The 19,052-nt window shown below is 54.3% G+C and carries 17 protein-coding genes and 1 pseudogene; 3 read left to right on the top strand and 15 right to left on the bottom strand.

All coding sequences use genetic code 11. The annotated features are described in order from the left end of the window. Nucleotides 1-52: 52 nt before the first annotated feature. Both K5I40_RS18765 and puuE read right to left on the bottom strand, forming a co-directional pair. A complete protein-coding gene (locus K5I40_RS18765; RefSeq protein WP_223075228.1) occupies nt 53-1,324 on the bottom strand; it encodes a Glu/Leu/Phe/Val dehydrogenase in 1,272 nt (423 codons plus the stop codon). A gap of 139 nt (nt 1,325-1,463) precedes the next feature. Then, nucleotides 1,464-2,729, bottom strand: a complete 1,266-nt coding sequence (puuE, locus tag K5I40_RS18760) for a 4-aminobutyrate transaminase (RefSeq protein ID WP_223075227.1) — start codon at nt 2,727-2,729, stop codon at nt 1,464-1,466. Nucleotides 2,730-2,836: 107 nt separating this feature from the next. On the opposite strand from puuE, the pseudogene K5I40_RS18755 reads away from it, so the two are divergent. Continuing rightward, nucleotides 2,837-4,311, top strand: a pseudogene (locus tag K5I40_RS18755) (PLP-dependent aminotransferase family protein). On the opposite strand, the gene K5I40_RS18750 reads toward K5I40_RS18755, so the two are convergent. The 12 genes from K5I40_RS18750 to K5I40_RS18695 form a co-directional block, all read right to left on the bottom strand. Next, the gene (locus tag K5I40_RS18750) at nt 4,308-5,357 is read right to left on the bottom strand and encodes a cytochrome c-type biogenesis protein CcmH (protein ID WP_251929766.1); all 1,050 of its coding nucleotides are present in this window, start codon (nt 5,355-5,357) and stop codon (nt 4,308-4,310) included. The pseudogene K5I40_RS18755 and the gene K5I40_RS18750 sit on opposite strands and share 4 nt — an antisense overlap. Beyond that, nucleotides 5,354-5,911 carry a DsbE family thiol:disulfide interchange protein gene (locus K5I40_RS18745; protein WP_223075225.1) on the bottom strand — a complete coding sequence of 186 codons (558 nt, stop codon included), beginning with the start codon at nt 5,909-5,911 and terminating at the stop codon, nt 5,354-5,356. The genes K5I40_RS18750 and K5I40_RS18745 overlap by 4 nt, the downstream gene beginning before the upstream one ends. Beyond that, on the bottom strand, nt 5,908-7,836 hold the full coding sequence (locus K5I40_RS18740) for a heme lyase CcmF/NrfE family subunit (RefSeq protein ID WP_223075224.1): 1,929 nt from the start codon (nt 7,834-7,836) through the stop codon (nt 5,908-5,910). The genes K5I40_RS18745 and K5I40_RS18740 overlap by 4 nt, the downstream gene beginning before the upstream one ends. Beyond that, the gene (gene ccmE / locus K5I40_RS18735) at nt 7,826-8,296 is read right to left on the bottom strand and encodes a cytochrome c maturation protein CcmE (protein ID WP_223075223.1); all 471 of its coding nucleotides are present in this window, start codon (nt 8,294-8,296) and stop codon (nt 7,826-7,828) included. Before ccmE ends, K5I40_RS18740 begins: the two co-directional genes overlap by 11 nt. Continuing rightward, nucleotides 8,293-8,505: a heme exporter protein CcmD gene (gene ccmD / locus K5I40_RS18730; RefSeq protein ID WP_223075222.1), complete on the bottom strand. Its 213-nt coding sequence runs from the start codon at nt 8,503-8,505 to the stop codon at nt 8,293-8,295. The genes ccmE and ccmD overlap by 4 nt, the downstream gene beginning before the upstream one ends. Next, nucleotides 8,502-9,239, bottom strand: coding sequence for a heme ABC transporter permease (locus K5I40_RS18725; protein ID WP_223075221.1), 738 nt, complete (start codon nt 9,237-9,239; stop codon nt 8,502-8,504). The genes ccmD and K5I40_RS18725 overlap by 4 nt, the downstream gene beginning before the upstream one ends. Nucleotides 9,240-9,271: 32 nt before the next feature. After that, nucleotides 9,272-9,934: a heme exporter protein CcmB gene (gene ccmB, locus K5I40_RS18720; RefSeq protein WP_223075220.1), complete on the bottom strand. Its 663-nt coding sequence runs from the start codon at nt 9,932-9,934 to the stop codon at nt 9,272-9,274. Next, complete coding sequence (gene ccmA / locus K5I40_RS18715; RefSeq protein ID WP_223075219.1) at nt 9,931-10,557, bottom strand: cytochrome c biogenesis heme-transporting ATPase CcmA; 627 nt, start codon at nt 10,555-10,557, stop codon at nt 9,931-9,933. The genes ccmB and ccmA overlap by 4 nt, the downstream gene beginning before the upstream one ends. A 29-nt stretch (nt 10,558-10,586) precedes the next feature. Next, the gene (locus tag K5I40_RS18710) at nt 10,587-11,783 is read right to left on the bottom strand and encodes a cytochrome c (RefSeq protein ID WP_223075218.1); all 1,197 of its coding nucleotides are present in this window, start codon (nt 11,781-11,783) and stop codon (nt 10,587-10,589) included. 3 nt (nt 11,784-11,786) lie between these two features. Beyond that, nucleotides 11,787-13,679, bottom strand: a complete 1,893-nt coding sequence (locus K5I40_RS18705; protein WP_223075217.1) for an FAD/NAD(P)-binding protein — start codon at nt 13,677-13,679, stop codon at nt 11,787-11,789. 79 nt (nt 13,680-13,758) lie between these two features. Beyond that, complete coding sequence (locus K5I40_RS18700) at nt 13,759-14,235, bottom strand: ester cyclase (protein WP_223075216.1); 477 nt, start codon at nt 14,233-14,235, stop codon at nt 13,759-13,761. 12 nt (nt 14,236-14,247) lie between these two features. Next, nucleotides 14,248-15,675 carry a gamma-aminobutyraldehyde dehydrogenase gene (locus tag K5I40_RS18695; protein ID WP_223075215.1) on the bottom strand — a complete coding sequence of 476 codons (1,428 nt, stop codon included), beginning with the start codon at nt 15,673-15,675 and terminating at the stop codon, nt 14,248-14,250. Between the two features lie 311 nt (nt 15,676-15,986). Between K5I40_RS18695 and K5I40_RS18690 the strand changes: the two genes are divergently transcribed. Further along, the gene (locus K5I40_RS18690) at nt 15,987-16,718 is read left to right on the top strand and encodes a FadR/GntR family transcriptional regulator (protein ID WP_223075291.1); all 732 of its coding nucleotides are present in this window, start codon (nt 15,987-15,989) and stop codon (nt 16,716-16,718) included. 7 nt (nt 16,719-16,725) lie between these two features. Continuing rightward, the gene (locus tag K5I40_RS18685; RefSeq protein ID WP_223075214.1) at nt 16,726-17,424 is read left to right on the top strand and encodes a cache domain-containing protein; all 699 of its coding nucleotides are present in this window, start codon (nt 16,726-16,728) and stop codon (nt 17,422-17,424) included. A gap of 21 nt (nt 17,425-17,445) precedes the next feature. Here the strand turns inward: K5I40_RS18685 and K5I40_RS18680 are convergent, their stop codons facing one another. After that, the gene (locus K5I40_RS18680) at nt 17,446-18,927 is read right to left on the bottom strand and encodes an APC family permease (RefSeq protein ID WP_223075213.1); all 1,482 of its coding nucleotides are present in this window, start codon (nt 18,925-18,927) and stop codon (nt 17,446-17,448) included. Between the last annotated feature and the right edge of the window lie 125 nt (nt 18,928-19,052).

Raw genomic sequence — 19,052 nt, 5'->3', positions numbered from 1 at the left:
CCCAAAAAGCGAAACGCAATCGGGCCAATACCGCGTGGTTTACGGGTGCAAATTATGGATAAATCCCGCGCTCCTTTCGTGCAGTAAGAATACGCTCGCAGGCAATCGCATAGGCCGCCGTTCTCAGGGAGATGTCCAGCTGCTGCGATTTAATCCAGACATCGTCAAAAGCATTGAGGATGATGTCATCCAGCTTCTGATAGATCTCGTCTTCCGACCAGTAAAAACTGGAAAAATCCTGAACCCACTCAAAATAGCTCACCGTCACGCCGCCAGCGTTACAAATTACGTCAGGTAAGACGGTAATGCCCCGTTCGCGCAGGATGTCATCCGCCTTCGGTACCGTTGGGCCATTGGCCCCTTCAAGCACCAGGCGGCAGGATAGACGTTCTGCGCGTTGCGCCGTAATTTGGCCCTCCAGCGCTGCCGGGATCACAATCTCATAGTCAAACTGCCAGAAGGCTTCAGGGCTGACTTCATCTGCGCAGGGGAAACCCTTTATCTTCCCATGCACGGTTTGCCACGCGATAAGCGCCTCGATATCCATTCCTGCTGGATCATAAAGCGTTGCAGAGTGATCCTGCACAGAGACAATTTTTGCCCCCTCACTGGCAAATAGCTGCGCGGCCACGCTGCCCACATTACCAAATCCCTGCACGCCAATACGCGCCCCGGCGATGTCGAGATTAATGTGTTTTGCCGCAGCCATCCCGGTAACGAAGACCCCTCTCCCGGTTGCCTTAACGCGCCCAAGGGAGCCCCCCAGGTGAATGGGTTTGCCGGTCACGACGCCGGTCGTCGTGGATCCGACGTTCATAGAATAAGTATCCATCATCCAGGCCATGACCTGCGCATTGGTGCCAATGTCCGGGGCCGGAATATCCTGCTGCGGCCCGATAATAAGACCAATTTCGCTGGTATAACGGCGGGTCAGGCGTTCCAGCTCTTTGGTACTTAACACGCTGGGGTCGACGCGGATCCCGCCTTTTGCGCCGCCGAAAGGCAAATTAAGCGCCGCGCATTTGATGGTCATCCATGCGGATAACGCCATTACCTCTTCTAATGTGACGTCCGGATGGAAGCGTACTCCGCCCTTACCTGGCCCGCGGGAGAGATTATGCTGCACGCGATAGCCTTCAAAATGGCGCACCGTACCATCCTCCATTTCCAGCGGAATATCGACAATGAGCGCGCGTTTAGGTCGTATCAGCGTCTCGACCCAACACTCCAGTTCACCTAAAAAAGGCAGAACTCTTTCAACCTGAGCAATAAAAATATTCCATGCAGAATCGGGATTTTCATTCAGAAATGACAGCGTTTTCATCATTTACCTCAAAGGGACAGAGAGTTATTAATAAAAAAAACCGACGACAGGGATCACTATCGTCGGCGCTCGTGATGAGCAAAGTACTACGGCACTAAAGATGTGCGCCATGTGCAGAAATGAGGGTATTTACTGGTCGTTAGCTCTGCAGGGCATTTTTAATGATATTCAGTGCCTGACTGAACTGGTTTTCCGGGATGGTTAATGGATAGAGGAAGCGAATCACGTTGCCATACTGCCCACAGGTGAGCAGCAGCAACCCTTGTTCCAGCGCTTTTTGCTGCACACGCTGGGCGAGTACAGCAGAAGGCTCTCTGCTTACGGGATCGTTAAATTCAGCGGCAATCATCGAGCCCACTCCGCGTACGTCCGCCAGACCTGGCGCATTTTCGCGGGCATCGTTGAGGGTGATCCGCAAGCGCTCGCCTAAAGCATCGGCGCGCTGGCACAACTTCTCGTCCGCGATGATATCCAGGACCGCCAGCGCCGCCGCCACCGACAGCGGATTGCCCGCATAGGTGCCACCAAGCCCGCCGGGCGCTGGCGCATCCATAATTTCAGCTTTTCCCACGACGCCTGAAAGGGGCATACCACCCGCAAGGCTTTTCGCCACGGTCATGAGATCCGGTTTATCCGCATAATGATCCATGGCGAAAAGCTTACCGGTGCGGGCGAAGCCACTTTGCACTTCGTCGGCAATCATCACGATACCGTGTTTATCGCAAATGCGGCGAATGGCTGCGACAAAATCTGGCGGAGCGACGACGAAGCCCCCTTCTCCCTGAACCGGCTCGAAAATAATTGCCGCCACCTGCTCAGCATCAATGTCCGATTTAAACAGGCGTTCAATGGCTTTTACTGCGTCCTCAGTAGTGATCCCGTGAAGCGCAGAGGGATAAGGAGCGTGGAATACCGAGCCCGGGAAAGGACCAAATCCTTTTTTGTAAGGTGCCACTTTGCCCGTCAGAGCCATGGTCATATAGGTCCGTCCATGGAATCCGCCGCCAAAGGCGATGATTCCGGGGCGGCCAGTGTGGGCGCGGGCAATTTTTATTGCATTTTCTACCGCTTCGGCACCGGTAGTAAAGAACGCTGTTTTCGCTTCTCCCCCGACGGGAGCCACCGCATTGATCTTCTCAGCAAGGGTGACATAACTTTCGTAAGGCACAATCTGATAGGCGGTATGGGTAAAGGCCTGGAGCTGCGCCTCGACGGCCTGCACCATCCTAGGATGACGATGCCCCGTGTTAAGTACCGCGATCCCGGCAGCAAAATCAATATACTGGCGTCCTTCTACGTCCGTCAGTGTGCTGTTTTCCGCCGAATGGGCGAAGAAATCGCACATCACGCCCACGCCACGTGGAGTTGCAGCCAGACGGCGTTGATGCAGGTTTTTATTGTTCATAGTTGCGCCTTATCCTTTTTTATCAATTTGTGAATACATGACCCCTCCATTTATTCACCATCTGGTACTCTAATCGAGAGCCAAAACATTTTATTTTAAGGATCCAAATGCGTTCTCTTGCTGTAGATGTGATCGCGCAAGCCTTTTCGCAACAGTTCGATGAGAAATTGCATCGACGCCTTTATGCAGCAATTTGCAACTGTATTCTGGAAGGGAGTCTGAAACCTGCCATTCGGATGCCGCCCTCACGCGATCTGGCCGGTGAGCTCGCGTTATCCCGCAATACTGTGCTGCGTGTTTACGATCAGTTGCAGGCGGAAGGCTATATTTCGGCCCGTACCAGCAGCGGCACCTTTGTCAGCGAAAGCGTGCTGGACAACCTTGGTCAGCGAAAAACATATCCTTTTGTGCCACCGCAGCAGGAAATCATCGCCACATTGTCAGAGCGCGGCAAAGAACTGCTCGGACATGCCAGCGCCAGTCCGCGCCAGTGGGGAGCATTTGTTCCGGGTGTACCCGATGTTGCCCTCTTTCCCCATCGCACACTAAAAAAATCCAGGACCGCCTTGCCCGTCAACCGCACCCGGAATACCTCACTTATGATGTCTCCGGCGGCGTCGATGAGTTGAAAGCATCGCTTACCGATTACCTTCGTACCGCACGGGGTGTGCGATGCTCCCCGGATCAAATTCTGATCACTGAGGGGATTCACCAGGCACTCGACCTGGTGACGCGAACCTTATGCAATCCGGGAGACCATGCCTGGGTGGAAGAGCCCGGTTACTGGGGAATAAAAAATATACTTCGCATGAACGGGGTCGATTTCTCCGCCATCGCGGTGGATGAAGAGGGGCTGGCTCCCCCGCATGAATATGGTGTTTCGCCGAGGATGATTTTCGTAACACCCTCACATCAATATCCGTTAGGTTCGGTGATGAGCCTGAGTCGCCGCCAGCAATTGCTGGCGCTGGCGCGTCAAACGCAAAGCTGGATTGTGGAAGATGATTACGACAGCGAGTTCCGCTTTGCCGGGCAGCCCATCCCTTCCCTTCAAGGACTTGAGGAGGCAAGCCCGGTGATTTACATCGGGACCTTCAGTAAAACGCTTTATCCGGCTCTTCGGCTCGGCTACATGGTATTACCGGTTCCCCTGGCCGCGGCGTTAAAGAAAGTCCATAGCGACCTCTACCGGGGTGGTCATCTGCTGGTGCAGGCCGCGTTGGCAGAATTTATTCGTGAGGGCTACTACGCAGCCCATATCCGCAAGATGCGCCAGCTTTATAGCCGCCGCCGCCTCGCCCTTGTCGCGTTAATTACCCGTCAACTGGGGGGGCACTATCTGGGAGAGTTCAACAGTAACGCCGGGTTACATCTGATTTTACAGTTTCCTGATGAGGTAGATGATATCGCCATTGCCCTGCAGGCCAACCAGCAGGCGTTACTGGTGCGCCCCCTGTCCCGCTATTTCGCCTGCGAGCCGAAGCGCAGCGGTCTGCTGCTGGGGTTTGCGAGTATAGATGAAGAGGCGATGAAGCCAGCATTTACCCGTCTTGCAGAGATCGTTAAACAGTTTCTCCCCTAATGCACCTTGGCTGACAGATGTTGACGAGCGAGCGCAATTTTCTGTTCGATGTCTGCGCGCCAGCGCGAGCTTCCCTCTTTCAGCGACAGCATTTTATCCCAGCGGGCGATGGCCAGATCGTACCGCTCCAGTTGATAAGCGTTGATCGCCGCCAGCTGCAAGATGCGAAGATTATCCGGATGGAGATTCAGCAGATGATTCAGTATCCCGGCGGCCTGTTGAAGCATCTCAGGCTCGCCGGTACGGGTCAGAACATCAGCGTAGCCCGAAGCCGCAGGAAGATCGTCCGGCGCAATGGCATGGGCGCGGCCATAAGCCTGTGTTGCCAGCGTGGCATTATTGAGCATTATTCCCACGCGCCCCAGCAACGACCACCCTTCCGGGCTGTTGGCATCATGACTTAAATGGGTGCGTAAGCCCAACGCCAGAGCTTGCAGCTCTGTCTCATTCAGCGGCCTGGCCCGGGGATCGATCGCCCGGTTTATTAGCTCCGGTAACTGTCTTGTGGCCTGCCGCCAGTCGAGCACCTGACGGTAGCCACTGGTGGCGTAAAACGCCGCACCGCTGACCATCAGCGCCATGATGATAGCTGCCACCAGTCCCCTGGAACTTGTCTCGCTGGAAAGGGGGGAATGTATAACGGATGTCGCCGCGGCGACCTGCACCCTCGCCCGGCTACAGGCGTAAATAGCATACCCGCCTGCTGTTATCGCCAGCAGCGGCAGCATCCAGAGCAGTAGTGTTACTGGGGTAAGCGGCGGGTCATACGTAATAAATGTGCCGTAGCGCGCCACCATAAAATCGACAATCTGCTGACGCGTCTTGCCCTGCTGAGTAAGCTGATAGACTTTCTGACGCAGATCGGCCGCAATTAACGATCCGGAGTCGGCAATACTGTTGTTCTGGCATTTGGGGCAGCGTAGCTCGGCCGTCAGCTGGCGATACTGCTGTTCCTGTGCCTCACTTTGAAAGGTCATAACCTCCGGTACTGCCTGGACGGTAAAACTCATTATCAGCACCAGCAGAGCCAGCAATCCTTTTGTCATACTCCGGCCTCTTTGCGGTATTTTTCCCATATGGGCGCAATCTCTTTGTGCCACACGTCAGCGTTCAGCTCCCCCGTGTGTCGGTAGCGTACGATCCCTTGCCCATCAATCAGGAAGGTTTCCGGTGCGCCAAATACGCCCAGTTCAATGCCGGCCATCCCATTCGCATCCCGCAGGTTTTCACGATAAGGATCGCCAAAATCCTTCAGCCAGCGTAACGCCTTCTGACGATCGTCTTTGTAGTTCAGGCCCGCGATGGCGATGCCTTGTCCGGCCAGCGTCGTCAGAAACCGGTGTTCAGCTCGACAGGTGGGGCACCAGGTAGCCCAGACATTCAGCAAAAATGGCTGACCCTTTATCACCGCCCGGATATCCTTTTTTTCCTCGGGTTGTATCAGCGTGGTAACACCAAGCGCAGGCAAGGCACGACCGATAAGGGCCGAAGCCTGCTGGTGTGGATCCTCCCCCCGTTCGATACGCACCAGTTGCCAGAGAAGCAGGCCCGCCAGCAGGGCAAATATCGCCAGTGGCAGTAGATATGTGTTACGTGTCATGCTGTCTCCTTTTGAACGTTAACCGCAGGTATTCGTCGTGAGCGGAAACACATCCCACCCCCCAGCGCCATCAGGATGCCTCCAGCCCAAATCCAGCGGATAAAGGGCTTATAGTAGAGCCGCATGCCCCATGTTCCGTCGGGAAACTGCTCCCCCAGCGCGGCATAGAGATCGCGGGTAACACCCACCTGGATCGCCGCTTCGGTCATGATGGCCCGGCTGGCGTTGTAATAGCGTTTCTCGGCAAACAGCGTCGCTGTCTTACTGCCAGGAGTATGCACATCGATCACGGCCGTCAGGGCCTGATAGTTGGGTCCGAGGCTTTTGCGCATTTCGCGGAAAGTAAAAAGATACTGTCTGAGATGGATGCTATCGCCGACGCCGATCCGCACGTCGCGTTCGATATTGTGATTTTGATGGAAGGCAATCCCTGTTAGCGTCACCGCTACACCCAGATGCGCAATAATCATGCCGCAAAAACGGCGAGTCACAGGCTCCCTACGCCGCAGACGTAATAGAATTTCCGTCAGGTGAAGCAGCATAATCCACAGTGCCATGCTGAGCCCCAGTACCGTCAGGGCAGCGATCTTATCCTGTAACAGCCACGGCAACAGTAGAGCCAGTACAGGCGTGACGATCAGCGCTGCAACGATAAACCGCTGGTGCTTACCCGGACGGTCGCGCCCCCACCGTACCAGTGGTGCCAACCCCATCAGCAGCGCTATAGGCACCATCAGAACCACGAACATACTGTTGAAGAAGGGCTCACCAATGGAAATGGCGCCCAGGCCAAGCGCTTTATGTACCAGCGGCAGCAATGTGCCGAGCAGTACCACCAGCATGGCGGTCATCAGCAGGACATTATTGCCCAGCAACAATGACTCTCTGGACCAGAGGGCATTATTGACGCGGGAGCGGATGTGGTGACCACGTAAAGCAAAGAGCAGCAGCGATCCTCCCACTACCAGAGCCATAAAGATCAAAATAAACATCCCTCGTGTTGGATCCGAGGCGAAGGCATGAACCGAGACCAGTACGCCAGAACGCACCAGAAAAGTGCCAAGCAGGCAAAGGGAAAAGGCAGCGATAGCCAGCAGCACGCTCCAGACCCTGAAGGTGTCCCGCTCCCCGGTGACGGCAAGAGAATGCAGTAGTGCGGTGCCAGCCAGCCAGGGCATAAGGGAGGCATTTTCCACAGGATCCCAAAACCACCATCCTCCCCAGCCCAGTTCGTAGTAAGCCCACAGGGAACCTATTACAATTCCCAGGGTTAAAAAGATCCACGCCATCAGCGTCCAGGGACGCACCAGCCGCGCGAAATCCCGGTCCATACAACCATTCAGCAGCGCCGAGATAGCAAAGGCAAAAGCGACGGAGAAACCCACATAACCCATATAGAGTGCCGGGGGGTGAAATATCAGCCCTGGATCCTGCAGCATAGGATTCAGGTCCCGCCCCTCAACGGGAAAATCGGGCAAGGTGCGGACAAAAGGATTGGAGGTAAAAATGATAAACAGCAGAAATCCAAGGCTTATGATCCCCATTACCGCAAGGACCTGAGCGCGCAGAGAGAGCGGGATGGCCCGGCTTAAGGCCGTCGCCAGCGTCCAGCCACTCATAATCAGCACCCACAGCAGCATTGAGCCCTCATGGGCACCCCAGGTGGCTGCCATTCTGTAGATAACCGGGAGTTGCGTATTGGAGTTGGCCGCCACATAAGCAACGGTGAAATCATTATTGATAAACGCCTGCGTCAGGATCAGGAACGCGCCGGCAAGGCAGGCAAATAACATCATGGCCAACACAGGCGCGGCGGCAATCAGAAGACGCTGCCCCCGCCATGAGCCATACAGCGGCAAGCTGGAAAGCAGGCATGCCGTTCCCAGCGCCAGGCAGAGCAACAGATTCCCGAGTTCAGGCATCATTACGGCGGGTCCTTGTGGTAGAAGAGAATGTCACTCCCTTTTTCACGCCCGGTGGCGTGTAGTTTTCATCATGTTTCGCCAGCACCTCCCGGGCGATAATATGGTTGCCAGAAGCCAACTCCCCCTGAACCACAATACCCTGACCTTCACGAAAGAGATCCGGAAGGAGTCCGTCAAACGTTACCTGCACCCTGCCGCGGTCGTCATAGAGTGTAAAGTTCACCTGCATAGAGGTAGCCGAGCGTTTTATACTCCCTGGCAGCACCAGCCCCCCTACCCGCAACCGCTGTCTGGCTACCGGTATCTCCCGGTTTTCTCCTTTGCCATATAAAACCTCCCCCGGAGTGTAAAAGAGATCGATATTGGCGCGCAGGGCGTAAAGGATCAGTCCCACGGTCACGACCAGTCCACTGACCAGAAGACAGGCTACCAGGAGGCGATTTTTACGGCGTGTATTCATAGGGTAGCCTCACGTCCGGGCGCGTTGCGCATCCGTTGGCCCCTGGCGTGACGGCGGCGGATGGTCAGCAGAATGGCGCGCTGCTGCCAGCGGGTATGCAAAATGAGCACCGCCAGCGGAAGCCATGCCAGAGCAACAGCCAGCCAGATATAGAGGCCATATCCTCCCATTGCGAAGAATTCGTTCCAGTGGGTAAAGGCTGGCGTCATGGCTGTTCTCCTTTGCAAGCGATATCTCGTACCCACGGGCGAAGACGCTCCTGAAGCAGGATCAGATTACGTAAACGCATCAACGTCAGGGTCATAAACAGCAGCAGGAAACCGGCAATGATCAGCCGCAGCGGCAGACGCATCGCGGGGTCGATACTTTGTTGCAGCCCGGTTGAACCCTGATGCAGGGTGTTCCACCAGACCACGGAGTAGTGAATCACCGGAAGATTAACCACCCCGATTAATACCAGAATGCTCACCGCCCGACCCGCCATGCGGCGACTATCGTAAGCATTCCAGAGTGCAATGATGCCCATATAAAGGAACAACAGGATCAACTCAGAGGTCAGTCGGGCATCCCATACCCACCAGGTGCCCCACATCGGTTTTCCCCACAACGCGCCGGTGGTCAGGGCAATAAAGGTATAGACTGCGCCAATCGGGGCCATCGCCGCGATCGTCAGGGACGCCAGCTTGATCTGCCAGACGAGACCAGTGAAGGCCGCGACCGCCATTGCGCCATAAATACCCATCGACCACATTGCCGCGGGGACATGGAGATAGATGATGCGATATCCCTCGCCCTGCTGATAATCAGCTGGGGCGAAGCCGAATCCCCAGATCCAGCCCAGCGCCAGCGTGACCATTGCCCCCAGAGCAAGCCAGGAGATAGCCCGGCCGCTCAGGTAATAGAAGCGTTCCGGGATGGCGAGTTGATGCAGTGTTTTCCACATAGCGCGTACTCTTATTATGATTGAAATGAGATCTAACCCTGAAGGCTGACACGTAAGGCTGCCGCAGTGGCAAAGGGGCAGAGCATGGCGCTACTGGTTAATAGTGCTGCCAGAATGGCCATATAACCGGACACGGGCAGACCGGCTGCTGCCGCATTAATCGCTGCGGTAGCAAATATCAGCAGTGGCAAGGTGAAGGGCAGCACCAGAAGACTGAGCAGTACACCGCCCCGGGGCAGCCCCACCGTCAAGCCTGTGCCAGGTGCGGCCAGTAAACTGAGGGTCGGCGTACCCATCAATAACGTCAGCGTCATCACTTTCCAGACCTCGAAATCTAGCCCCATTAATAAAGCAGCCAGCGGCGAGAAGAGCAGCAGCGGTAACCCCGTCACGCACCAGTGCGCGACAATTTTGTTCAGCACTACTGCGGGCAGCGGTACGGGCAGCAACATGAGCTGTTCGAGAGTGCCGTCCTGATAGTCTTCGCGTAACAGCCGTTCCTGCGCCAGCAGAGAGGCCAGCAGCGCAGCGATCCAGATTGCTCCGGGTGCGATATGCGCCAGCTGTTTACTGTCCGGGCCAAGGGCGAGGGGAAAAAGTGTGAGGATAACGAAAAAAAACCACAGCGGGTTGACGAGCTCGGCTCGACGCCTGAAGGCGACCCGCAGTTCAAGCGTGAAAAGCGCCCACATCATTTCTGCTCTCCTCCCGTCAGCGAGACCATGCGCACGGGCAAGGTCAGATCCAATAGCGGCTGGTGCGTGGTCATTACAATCCGCCCGCCCGCAGTGACATGCTGCGCCATTCTGTGTGTCAGCCGGGCGACACCTACAACGTCAATGGCGGTAAAAGGTTCATCAAGGATCCATAGCGCGGCGCAGGTTAACCAGAGCCGTGCCATAGCCACATTACGCTGCTGTCCGGCAGAGAGGGTTACCACGGGTACCTCTTCAAACCCGGCAAGCCCCACCTGACCCAGAGCCGCCAGTCGCTGAGAAACCGTCGAGTCAGGATGGAAAAAAGCCAGGTTCTGTAACGCCGTCAGGCTGGTTTTGATGCCTGGCTGATGACCGATCCATAATAAATCGGTATGTAACCGCTCGCGGCTACGACTTAAGGGCTGCGTCTGCCAGCGCACCTCTCCACGGTCTGGTCGTATTATTCCCGTCAACATCCTCAGTAGCGTGGTTTTCCCCGCACCATTGCCGCCCGCGATCTGCACCCACTCCCCGGGTGCCACGACAAATGAAAGATCGCGAAATAAATGCCGATCGTCCCGCTCGCAGTACAGCCCTACTGCTTCTAATTTGTTTTCCATGCTCTGCCTTATGCTGACCCAGCGTTACCTTAAGGGTGAGACTGTTTCACCTTAGCCACATCGTGGGTGGTGACATCGCCCGCGCCGTTTCCCCAGCTTTTTCGGACATAATTCACAAGGTCTCGCATCTCTTCGTCAGACATCACATCCGCATAGCCGGGCATTCTGAACGAGACATTGCCCACGGTAGTGGGCGTTTCTGCGCCTGACGCTACGACGCGCAGAAGCGGCGTTGCCTCTTTGGTGCTGACGATGGGGTTATTCACCAGCGAGGGGACGTTGTCATCGGTTCCCTTCCCCTCGGTACCGTGACAGGTAGAGCAAAACCGACCATAAAGGGTTTTACCCGCTGCCAGAGACACAGACGCAGTAGTAGCAACATGATTAGTGGGCACCGCGGGTGGCGTCTTGCCATTAAGGCTCAGGAGATAACGCGCAATGGCGGTGGCATCGTCATTCGTCAGGTACTGAGTGCTCTGGCTTACCACTTCAGACATAGAGCCCGATACGGCTGCATGTTTGCTTCTTCCCGTGACGATCAGTGATGTTAACTCCTTTTCTGGTAACGTAAGCATACGCAGCGATGGCGCATACCAGCCGTCAATCATGGCTCCGCTAAGGAACGTATCATCGCTACTGTTGTAGGCCTTTTCATTCATGGCCATCCCTCGAGGTGTGTGGCACGCCCCGCAGTGTCCGGCCCCTTCAACCAGATAAGCGCCCCGCTGAAGCTGGGGATCGGTCAGCAGAGGATTCTTCGCCACCGGATCGTCCAGAAAAAGCCAGTTCCAGACGTGCAGCGGCCAACGGGCAGAGAACAACCAGGGGATATCACTCTCCTGATTGACCTTCGGCGAGGGAGCAACGCCCTGCATAAAGTAGTCGTAGAGGGCGTGGATATCCTCATCGCTCATCCGGGCATATGAGGGGTAAGGCATAGCCGGATAAAGTGGATGACCGTCTCTGGCGATACCCTGACGCACGGCTTTTTCAAAATCGGCATAGGTGTAATTGCCGATGCCGTAAGTTTTATCCGGGGTGATGTTGGTGGAATAAATATCCCCGACTGGAGTGGGAAATTTCTTCCCTCCCGCAAGAGGTGAGCCGCCTTCTGAGGTGTGGCAGGCCATACAATCAGCCACCCGTGCGATGTATTCTCCTGCCATCGGCACCGCAGAGGCGCTGGCAGTGAGTAACCAGGTGAACAACATGGCAATGATGCGCATAGTTTACCCCATATCCATAAGTTCATTGACGGCGCGCCAGGCCTGGTCAATCGCCGCATGGGCGTAGGCGCTCCAGTCTGCATCTGAGTTGGCGATAGTGATGCGCCCGATGGGTTTTCTCGCCCGGGTAATGATGTCAGGAATTTTGTCCATATCATCAAACAGGGTGCAGGCATAATAGGCGTAGCCATGTGCCCAACGGTTAACGGTGATCCCGGCGATATCCCGTTGATGGTCAAAACCGGTAGCACCAAACATCTCCTGAAGCTGATCGCGAATTATTTGTTCGTGCGCAGCGAAGGAGGAGCCAAGCAGCCAAGCCCGGCCTTTGCGGAATTGTTCTCTCGCGCTCATATTGCTGCCGGGATAGGTGGGCACTGAGACCATATGCAGCACTATCGGCTCATCCGGAGAGTGAGAGTGCTCATACCCGCCCATGCTCACCGGATAATCAAGTTTTACCCGGCTATAGGGGGCTGCCGGGGAGTAAAACTCATGTACGCCCAAAGTTTTAAATGCCTGCCAGTTTTTAACCGCGACGTTGGTGTAGATCAGCGGTGCTTTCACGTTCAACCGCAGGTCGGCCTTTTGTTCCTCTGGCATTTCGGGCACCAGATACGGGATCATCATGTTGTAGCCTGCCATCACCGCGTTACGACCCCGTACGCGATGGATTTTACCGCCGTTGAGATAAGTGATGCTGACCCCATCCTGTACGTTAGCGGCGTTGATCACGATGCTGCTCAACCGCAGACGAGTACTGTTTTTTTGCAGATCGAGCTTGTCGTAAGCCAGTCTGGCGGTAACAGAATCTTCCATCGTGCTGCCCGGTAGCGCTTCGGGCAAAAGATAGCGCACCATAAGACGGGCGAGACCGGCATTGCCATCCGGGAAGTGATAAACATAGGGCTCTTCCAGATCCGCCAGCGTTTCGCCATCTAACGGTGGCAGCCCAAGTGCCTCCATCCCCGGTAGAGCACAGGCCCGGGCATCGGTGGCGGAAATGCCTTCGATACCGATGGCGAAGAAATCGTTGGAACGCTGCTGAAAGTAGAGGCGCGCCATCTTACTCAGTCCTACCTTTTCACTCAGAAACTGGCTGTAGCTGTGGGTGTCCATCCAGGCAATTTTCTCCTCCTGGCTCATACCGGGCAGATAGTCCCGGGGATACAGGTAGAGATCGAGAAGCGCTTTTTTGTCGCTCTCCTCAAGAGGAAAATCATGAATAAAATCCTCCATACTACGACCATTCAGTCTGTCCGGTGGAATATCATCCGCCACCGCGCGCCCTGGATCGCCACTGACAATTTTCGTCACACCAAAATTTTTCTTATCAAAAAAGACGCCGCGGCTGAGCTGTTGATCCGGATAAAAATTCACGTCGAAACTCTCTTTCATGCGCGTGACGCTCACCCCCAGGGTCTGCATTAAGTTATTCACTTCCGCACTAAAATTATGGGTGGGTGACTGAAATGCCTCGCTGCCGCCATAGCCGATGAGCATTTTCTTACCCACGGTGAACTCATTTCGCTTGGCGTGGCCGCCAAAATCGTCGTGGTTATCGAGTATCAAAACCTTGCTGTCAGGCCCCATCTTCTCGCGCCAGAAGCAGGCGGCGGCAAGCCCGCTGATCCCGCCGCCAACAATAATCAGGTCATACTCTTCTTCAAATGAGAGCCTGCTAAAATCAAACTTTTCATGTTCACGTCCCAGAGCATGGGCCATCTCAAACGAGCCTGGATGGTTACCGCGCAGCCCAGTGAGCGCCGGAGGATAGGCTTCGCCATGGATAAGCTCGTTCTCTTTGCCTGCTGCGCGTGCCCAATCCAGTGGGGTCAGCCCTGCGGCAACAGTAATAGCCACGCCGTTAAGAAAATCACGTCTGGTGATTGCCATTGATAATCCTGTCTTTTATGACTGACATCCTGTTGCGGATACCAGGTTAACGTCCCCCCTTTTTATAAGGGGGTGGCGGTTATTTCTTCTCGGGTTCCAGCTCTTCATCCAGCTTTTTGGAGTCGTAATAATCTCCCTGCCAGGTAATTTTTCCGTCCTTCACGCGGATATAGCTCACCCCTTCAAATTTGATGGCATTGTGAGTGGCCGGACTACCGCCCCACTCCCCACTGTTTTTACCGGCAAATTCCCAACGGAAGGCAACGGTGTCATCGTCGTAAACCGGCTTGTCGGTCATGGTCCATTTCAAATTGGGAACGGCCTTGATAAAGGCACCGATCACCTCTTTTTCCGCGTTATTCCTGCCCGTGACAGGCTCACCCGCTGCTGCGTCGTAATAGGTGACATCGCTGGCGAGCAAGGCAGCCGCCTTGCTCGCGTTATGTTCATTCCATGCCGCCATATAGGCTTTGACGACCTCCAGAGAGGTGCTGTTGGCCTGCGCCAGCCCGGAAAACAGCACGGCAGAAAAGAGGGCTACTTTAAGGGTTTTCATCTTTTTTCCTTTTTACTCATTGATATCGCACATGATGTGTTTCACTCTTGTGTATTCATCGAGTGAATATGAAGAGAGGTCCTTGCCATAACCGGACTTTTTAAATCCGCCGTGGGGCATTTCGGCGCAGAGAGGGATATGGTTGTTGATCCAGACCGTGCCGAAATCCAGCTCAATACTGAAACGCTGCGCACGGCCATGATTGCCAGTCCAGACGCTGGCCGCCAGACCATACTCCACATCGTTGGCCTTGTGCAGCGCCTCCTCTTCGCTGGAAAAGGGTTGGATGGTCATCACCGGGCCGAAAACTTCATGCTGGATCGCCTCATCCTGCTGGTGCAGACCAGAGATCAAAGTTGGCTCGAAGTAGAAACCCGGCCCCGGCCCTGCATTCCCCCCCATCTCAATTCTGGCGTGTGAAGGAAGGCGCTCAATAAAGCCTTTCACCTGTTGCAATTGATTTTTACTGTTCAGGGCGCCGTAAAGAGCGGACTTGTCGTCAGGTTGACCAAAATGAATGGATTCCCCTTTCAAGAGCAGTTTTTGCAGGAAAATGTCATAGATCGACTGCTCTACCAGCAGGCGCGTGGCTGCGGTGCAATCCTGGCCGGCATTAAAGAAACCGGCGGTCAGGATGGTATCCACAGCTTTATCAAGATCGGCATCCGCAAACACCACTACCGGAGCTTTGCCGCCCAGCTCGAGGTGCGCTTTGGTGAGGTTGGCGGCCGCAGACGCTGCCACCTGCAGACCAGCACGAACAGAGCCGGTAATAGAAACCAGCGAGGCCGTCGGGTTTGAAACGACCAGAGAGCCGGTACAGGCCTTGCCCAGCACCACATTAAAGGCACCTGCCGGGAAAAACGGTGCCGCTAGCTCTGCCAGCATCAGAGTACTGATGGGCGTCGTGTCGCTGGGCTTCAACACCACAGTATTGCCTGCCGCCAGCGCCGGGGCAATTTTCCATACCGCCATCATGAAAGGGTAGTTCCACGGGGTGACCTGCCCCACGATCCCCAGCGGCTCACGGCGAATGGTGGAGGTAAATCCTTCGGCGTACTCCCCACTGGCCTTCCCTTCAAGGCAACGTGCGGCCCCGGCGAAAAAGCGGATGGCATCACAGGAGGAGGCAATCTCCTCTTTTTCGATAAAATGCCGTAACTGCCCTGTCTCCTGACTCTGAATTTCAGCCAGACGCGTGGCATTGCTCTCAATCGCATCCGCAAGGTTCAGCAGCGCCTTCTGGCGCTGCGCCGGAGTCGATTTTTTCCATATGCCGAAAGCGGCTTTTGCCGCGGCGTAGGCCTGATCGACTTCAACTTTGCCGCCGTTCGGGCTCAGAGCGTAGCATTCCCCGTCAACCGGGCTAACCAGTTCAAAGAGATCATCCGAGTGAGAGGACCGGTACTGTCCGTTAATAAAATGCTTCAGCGTAATCATGCATGACTCCAGCAATAATACATAAAGAATCTTATGTATTATATTTATTGAGCGATTGATACAAACTTACAAAGCCAACAACATGATATACATCTCAAATTTAACTTATTTATTACATTTAGATCACAAAGCTATAGGCTCAGGATCGAGAGGAGTTGCGTTGTCTGATGATGGGATTACGCTATGTTGGCCTTATCCAGAATTGAAATGGGTCTCTGATACTGACATCGACTGACGTGAATATCTCCTTTCTTGTCTGGCAGGCTTATGTTAAGAAAGGTGCTCTTTCAGGGAAAATAATAGAAAAGTTTATGATTACTCATGCAGTTATCTTTGCGCCTATTGGACAGGCCAGTCGTTCCGATCAGATTGTCCAGCGCCTTGCCAATGCTATTATTACCGGATTACTGGAACCCAACGAGCAACTGCCAAATGAGACAGATTTGGCGAAAATGATGGGGGTTTCGCACATTACGATCCGAGAGGCTCTGAATACGCTCCGGGCCAATGAGCTGATCTATACCGTACGCGGCAGAAAGGGCGGCAGCTTCGTGTGCGAAAATGTGCGTGCTAAAAGCAGTGGCATGCACCCGTTTAAGTCTATAAGTACGGATTATTTGTCGGACCTGGGAGAAATGCATTCCGCCATAATCAGCCACAGCGCCAGGCTGGCCTCCCGTCGTGTGACTGAGGCAGATATTGCCAGGCTACGGGAGTTTGTCCTCGTTCTTAAAAACGCTACCACGCCGGAGCAAAAAACCCAGTCTGATATGCGCTGTCTACTGGCCCTTGCCGCCAGCTCTCATTCCGCCAGGCTGGCCAATCAGGAGCTTCAACTTCAGGCGGAATGGGCCTCACTGGTGGCAGTGCTCTACCGCTCGAATGAGGTTTTCCCCCACGTGGTCACCTTGTATGAGGCTTTAATAGAAGCCCTGGCAAGCCACGATGAGCTAAATGCCATGACGCTTGCCAACCGGCTTATCGATACGTTTATCTTCCATCTAATCGACCAGAAGATGAAATATACTCTCAGTGAAGGCTGATCCTAAAATGACCTTGCCCGCATCCCTTACCGACTTAATAGATAAGATTGACGATATTACCGTTTCAACCGTGGAATCCACTGCCACGCTGGCCAATCTCATTCGCGAAAGCATTACACATGGACAGAAGGCATCGGCCGAAGCGTTATTAGATCCCGCCGTTAAGCCCATTATCCAGGAGCATATTCGGGAAACGCTAAAGCATAACCGCTACTGCTCGGGGGCCGGTTTTGCCAGCCATATAGAGAGCAGCCCTACCACCGGCGAGTACTGGCTGTTGGAGTGGTGGTTTAAAAAATCCAACGGTTTGCAGCAGGTCAATCTCGATCTGGACCAGGCCACACAGCAGCGCCTGGATTTCAGAACCTTCGAATGGTTTAAACACGCTTCATCGAGTGGTAAGGCCTTTATTCATGGCCCCTACGTCGATTATGTCTGCAACACCGCCTATACCCTCACCTCCGCCGTCCCGGTCTTCAGTGATCAACAATTTCTTGGCGTGGCGGCAATTGATATGCTGGTGGGTCAGATTGAAGAGGAACTGCTTACCTGCCGTCATCCCGATAGAGTGGTGCTGACAAACCGCGAAAATCGTATTATTTTTTCTACCTGGCCCCATTACCGGGTGGGCAATCTCCTCACCATTCCCCCGGCAACAGTGCTTTATCAAAGCGACTACTTCTTTCTTTATCAGTGTGATAATTAAGGGCCCGCAGGCCCTTAAGTTTTAATAATTTTCTTTTTCTTTCAGTCCATTCGCGTAGACGATAGCATCATTTTCCGGCGCGCTGGAGCGACCAAAGGGTCTGGCAATCGCCATATAGAGTAAACCGGCCCCCAGAACAATCGCCAGTCCAATCAGCACCGTCCAGCGATCGAGGAAGGTACTCCCTTCTGCAGGTTGCGCCAGCAGCCAGATGGCGACCACGCCATATGCCAGCGCAAGTCCGTTGACCAGCATACCCCAACCGCCGATAGTCCACTCGCCAGCCGGCTTCCAGCCCTTAAGACGTTGACGCATCGCTGCCAGCACCACCATCTGGAAGGAGATATAAATCCCAATCACCGCAAAGGCGGTAATGCGCGCCAGATTGTCAGGCTGGAAATAGACACAAACGCAGACGATCACAGGCAGCAGACAGCTCACAATCATCGCGTTATCCGGCACATTATTCCTGGAAATTTTAGCCATCCACTCGCTGCCCGGTAACATCTTGTCGCGGGAAAATGAGAAGATAAGTCGGCTTAACGCTGCCTGTAGGGAGAGAATGCAGGAGAGCATGGCGATAATGGCGATCACGATAAAGATCGTCGCACCGGTCTCACCCAGGGCTTCATTTAAAATCGCCGGAATAGGATCTGCCACTTTACCGTTAACGATATTAAGCAGATTCGGTGAGGAAAGCAGATACCCTAGTACGGAAATAATTGCCGAAATTGCACCGAAGACAATACTCAGGATCATTGCCACCGGGATTTTCTTACCTGGGTTTTGCACCTCTTCCGCCACATTACCGCAGGCTTCAAAGCCAAAGAACATAAACAGCCCCATCAGCGCGGCGGACATAAAGGCGGTGGTGTAGCTGCCATCCAGAGCCATCACGCCCATGGAATCGAAAACCACGGAGAAGGGCTGCGCACGATGGAAAATCAGTAAATAGATCCCCAGCGCAATAACGCTTACGATTTCGCACCAGAAACCAATGCGGGCGACACGGGCCAGGTTTTTGGTACCCGACATATTGATAGCCATCATCAGTAACAGCAGAATCGCCGAGGTCAGCAGCATCGTCATGGGTGTTTGCCCATAGTGGAACAGGGATTCAACAAAAGTGGCGGTGTACTCTGCAATAGAGGTGATGGTCACGACCAGCGCCCAGAGGTAGATCCAGGCAGCTATCCATGCATACTTTTTCCCCCACAGTCGTCTGGCCCAGGGGTACAGCCCTCCGGTGATGGGATATTGTGAAGAGACTTCACCGAAAACCAGCGCGACCAGCAACTGTCCACAGGCGACGATCAGGATCCACCATACCGCCGGCGGCCCCGCTAGCGTAATGGCCAGGGCAAACAGCGAGTAGACGGCTGTAAGAGGTGAAAGGTACGTAAAACCCAATGCAAAATTGGAGACAAGGCCGATAGATCGTGTGAATTGCTCTTTGTTATCCGGCTGATTATGCTCAGCTTTTTTAGCAGGTGTCTGTTCCATATAGGTTTCTCATTTGTAGGTAAAGCGCAGAGTACACCCGGTAATTTATAAAAGATAATAAGTTATATGTATATTGTTATTGTCACATTTTTGTTAAGTTTATGTGTGGATTTAGAGACCGAAGA

Origin of the sequence: Leclercia sp. LTM14 (genome assembly GCF_023736175.1) — a bacterium.
Taxonomy (GTDB): domain Bacteria; phylum Pseudomonadota; class Gammaproteobacteria; order Enterobacterales; family Enterobacteriaceae; genus Enterobacter; species Enterobacter barmai.
This window is presented reverse-complemented; position numbering and strand designations above follow the sequence as displayed.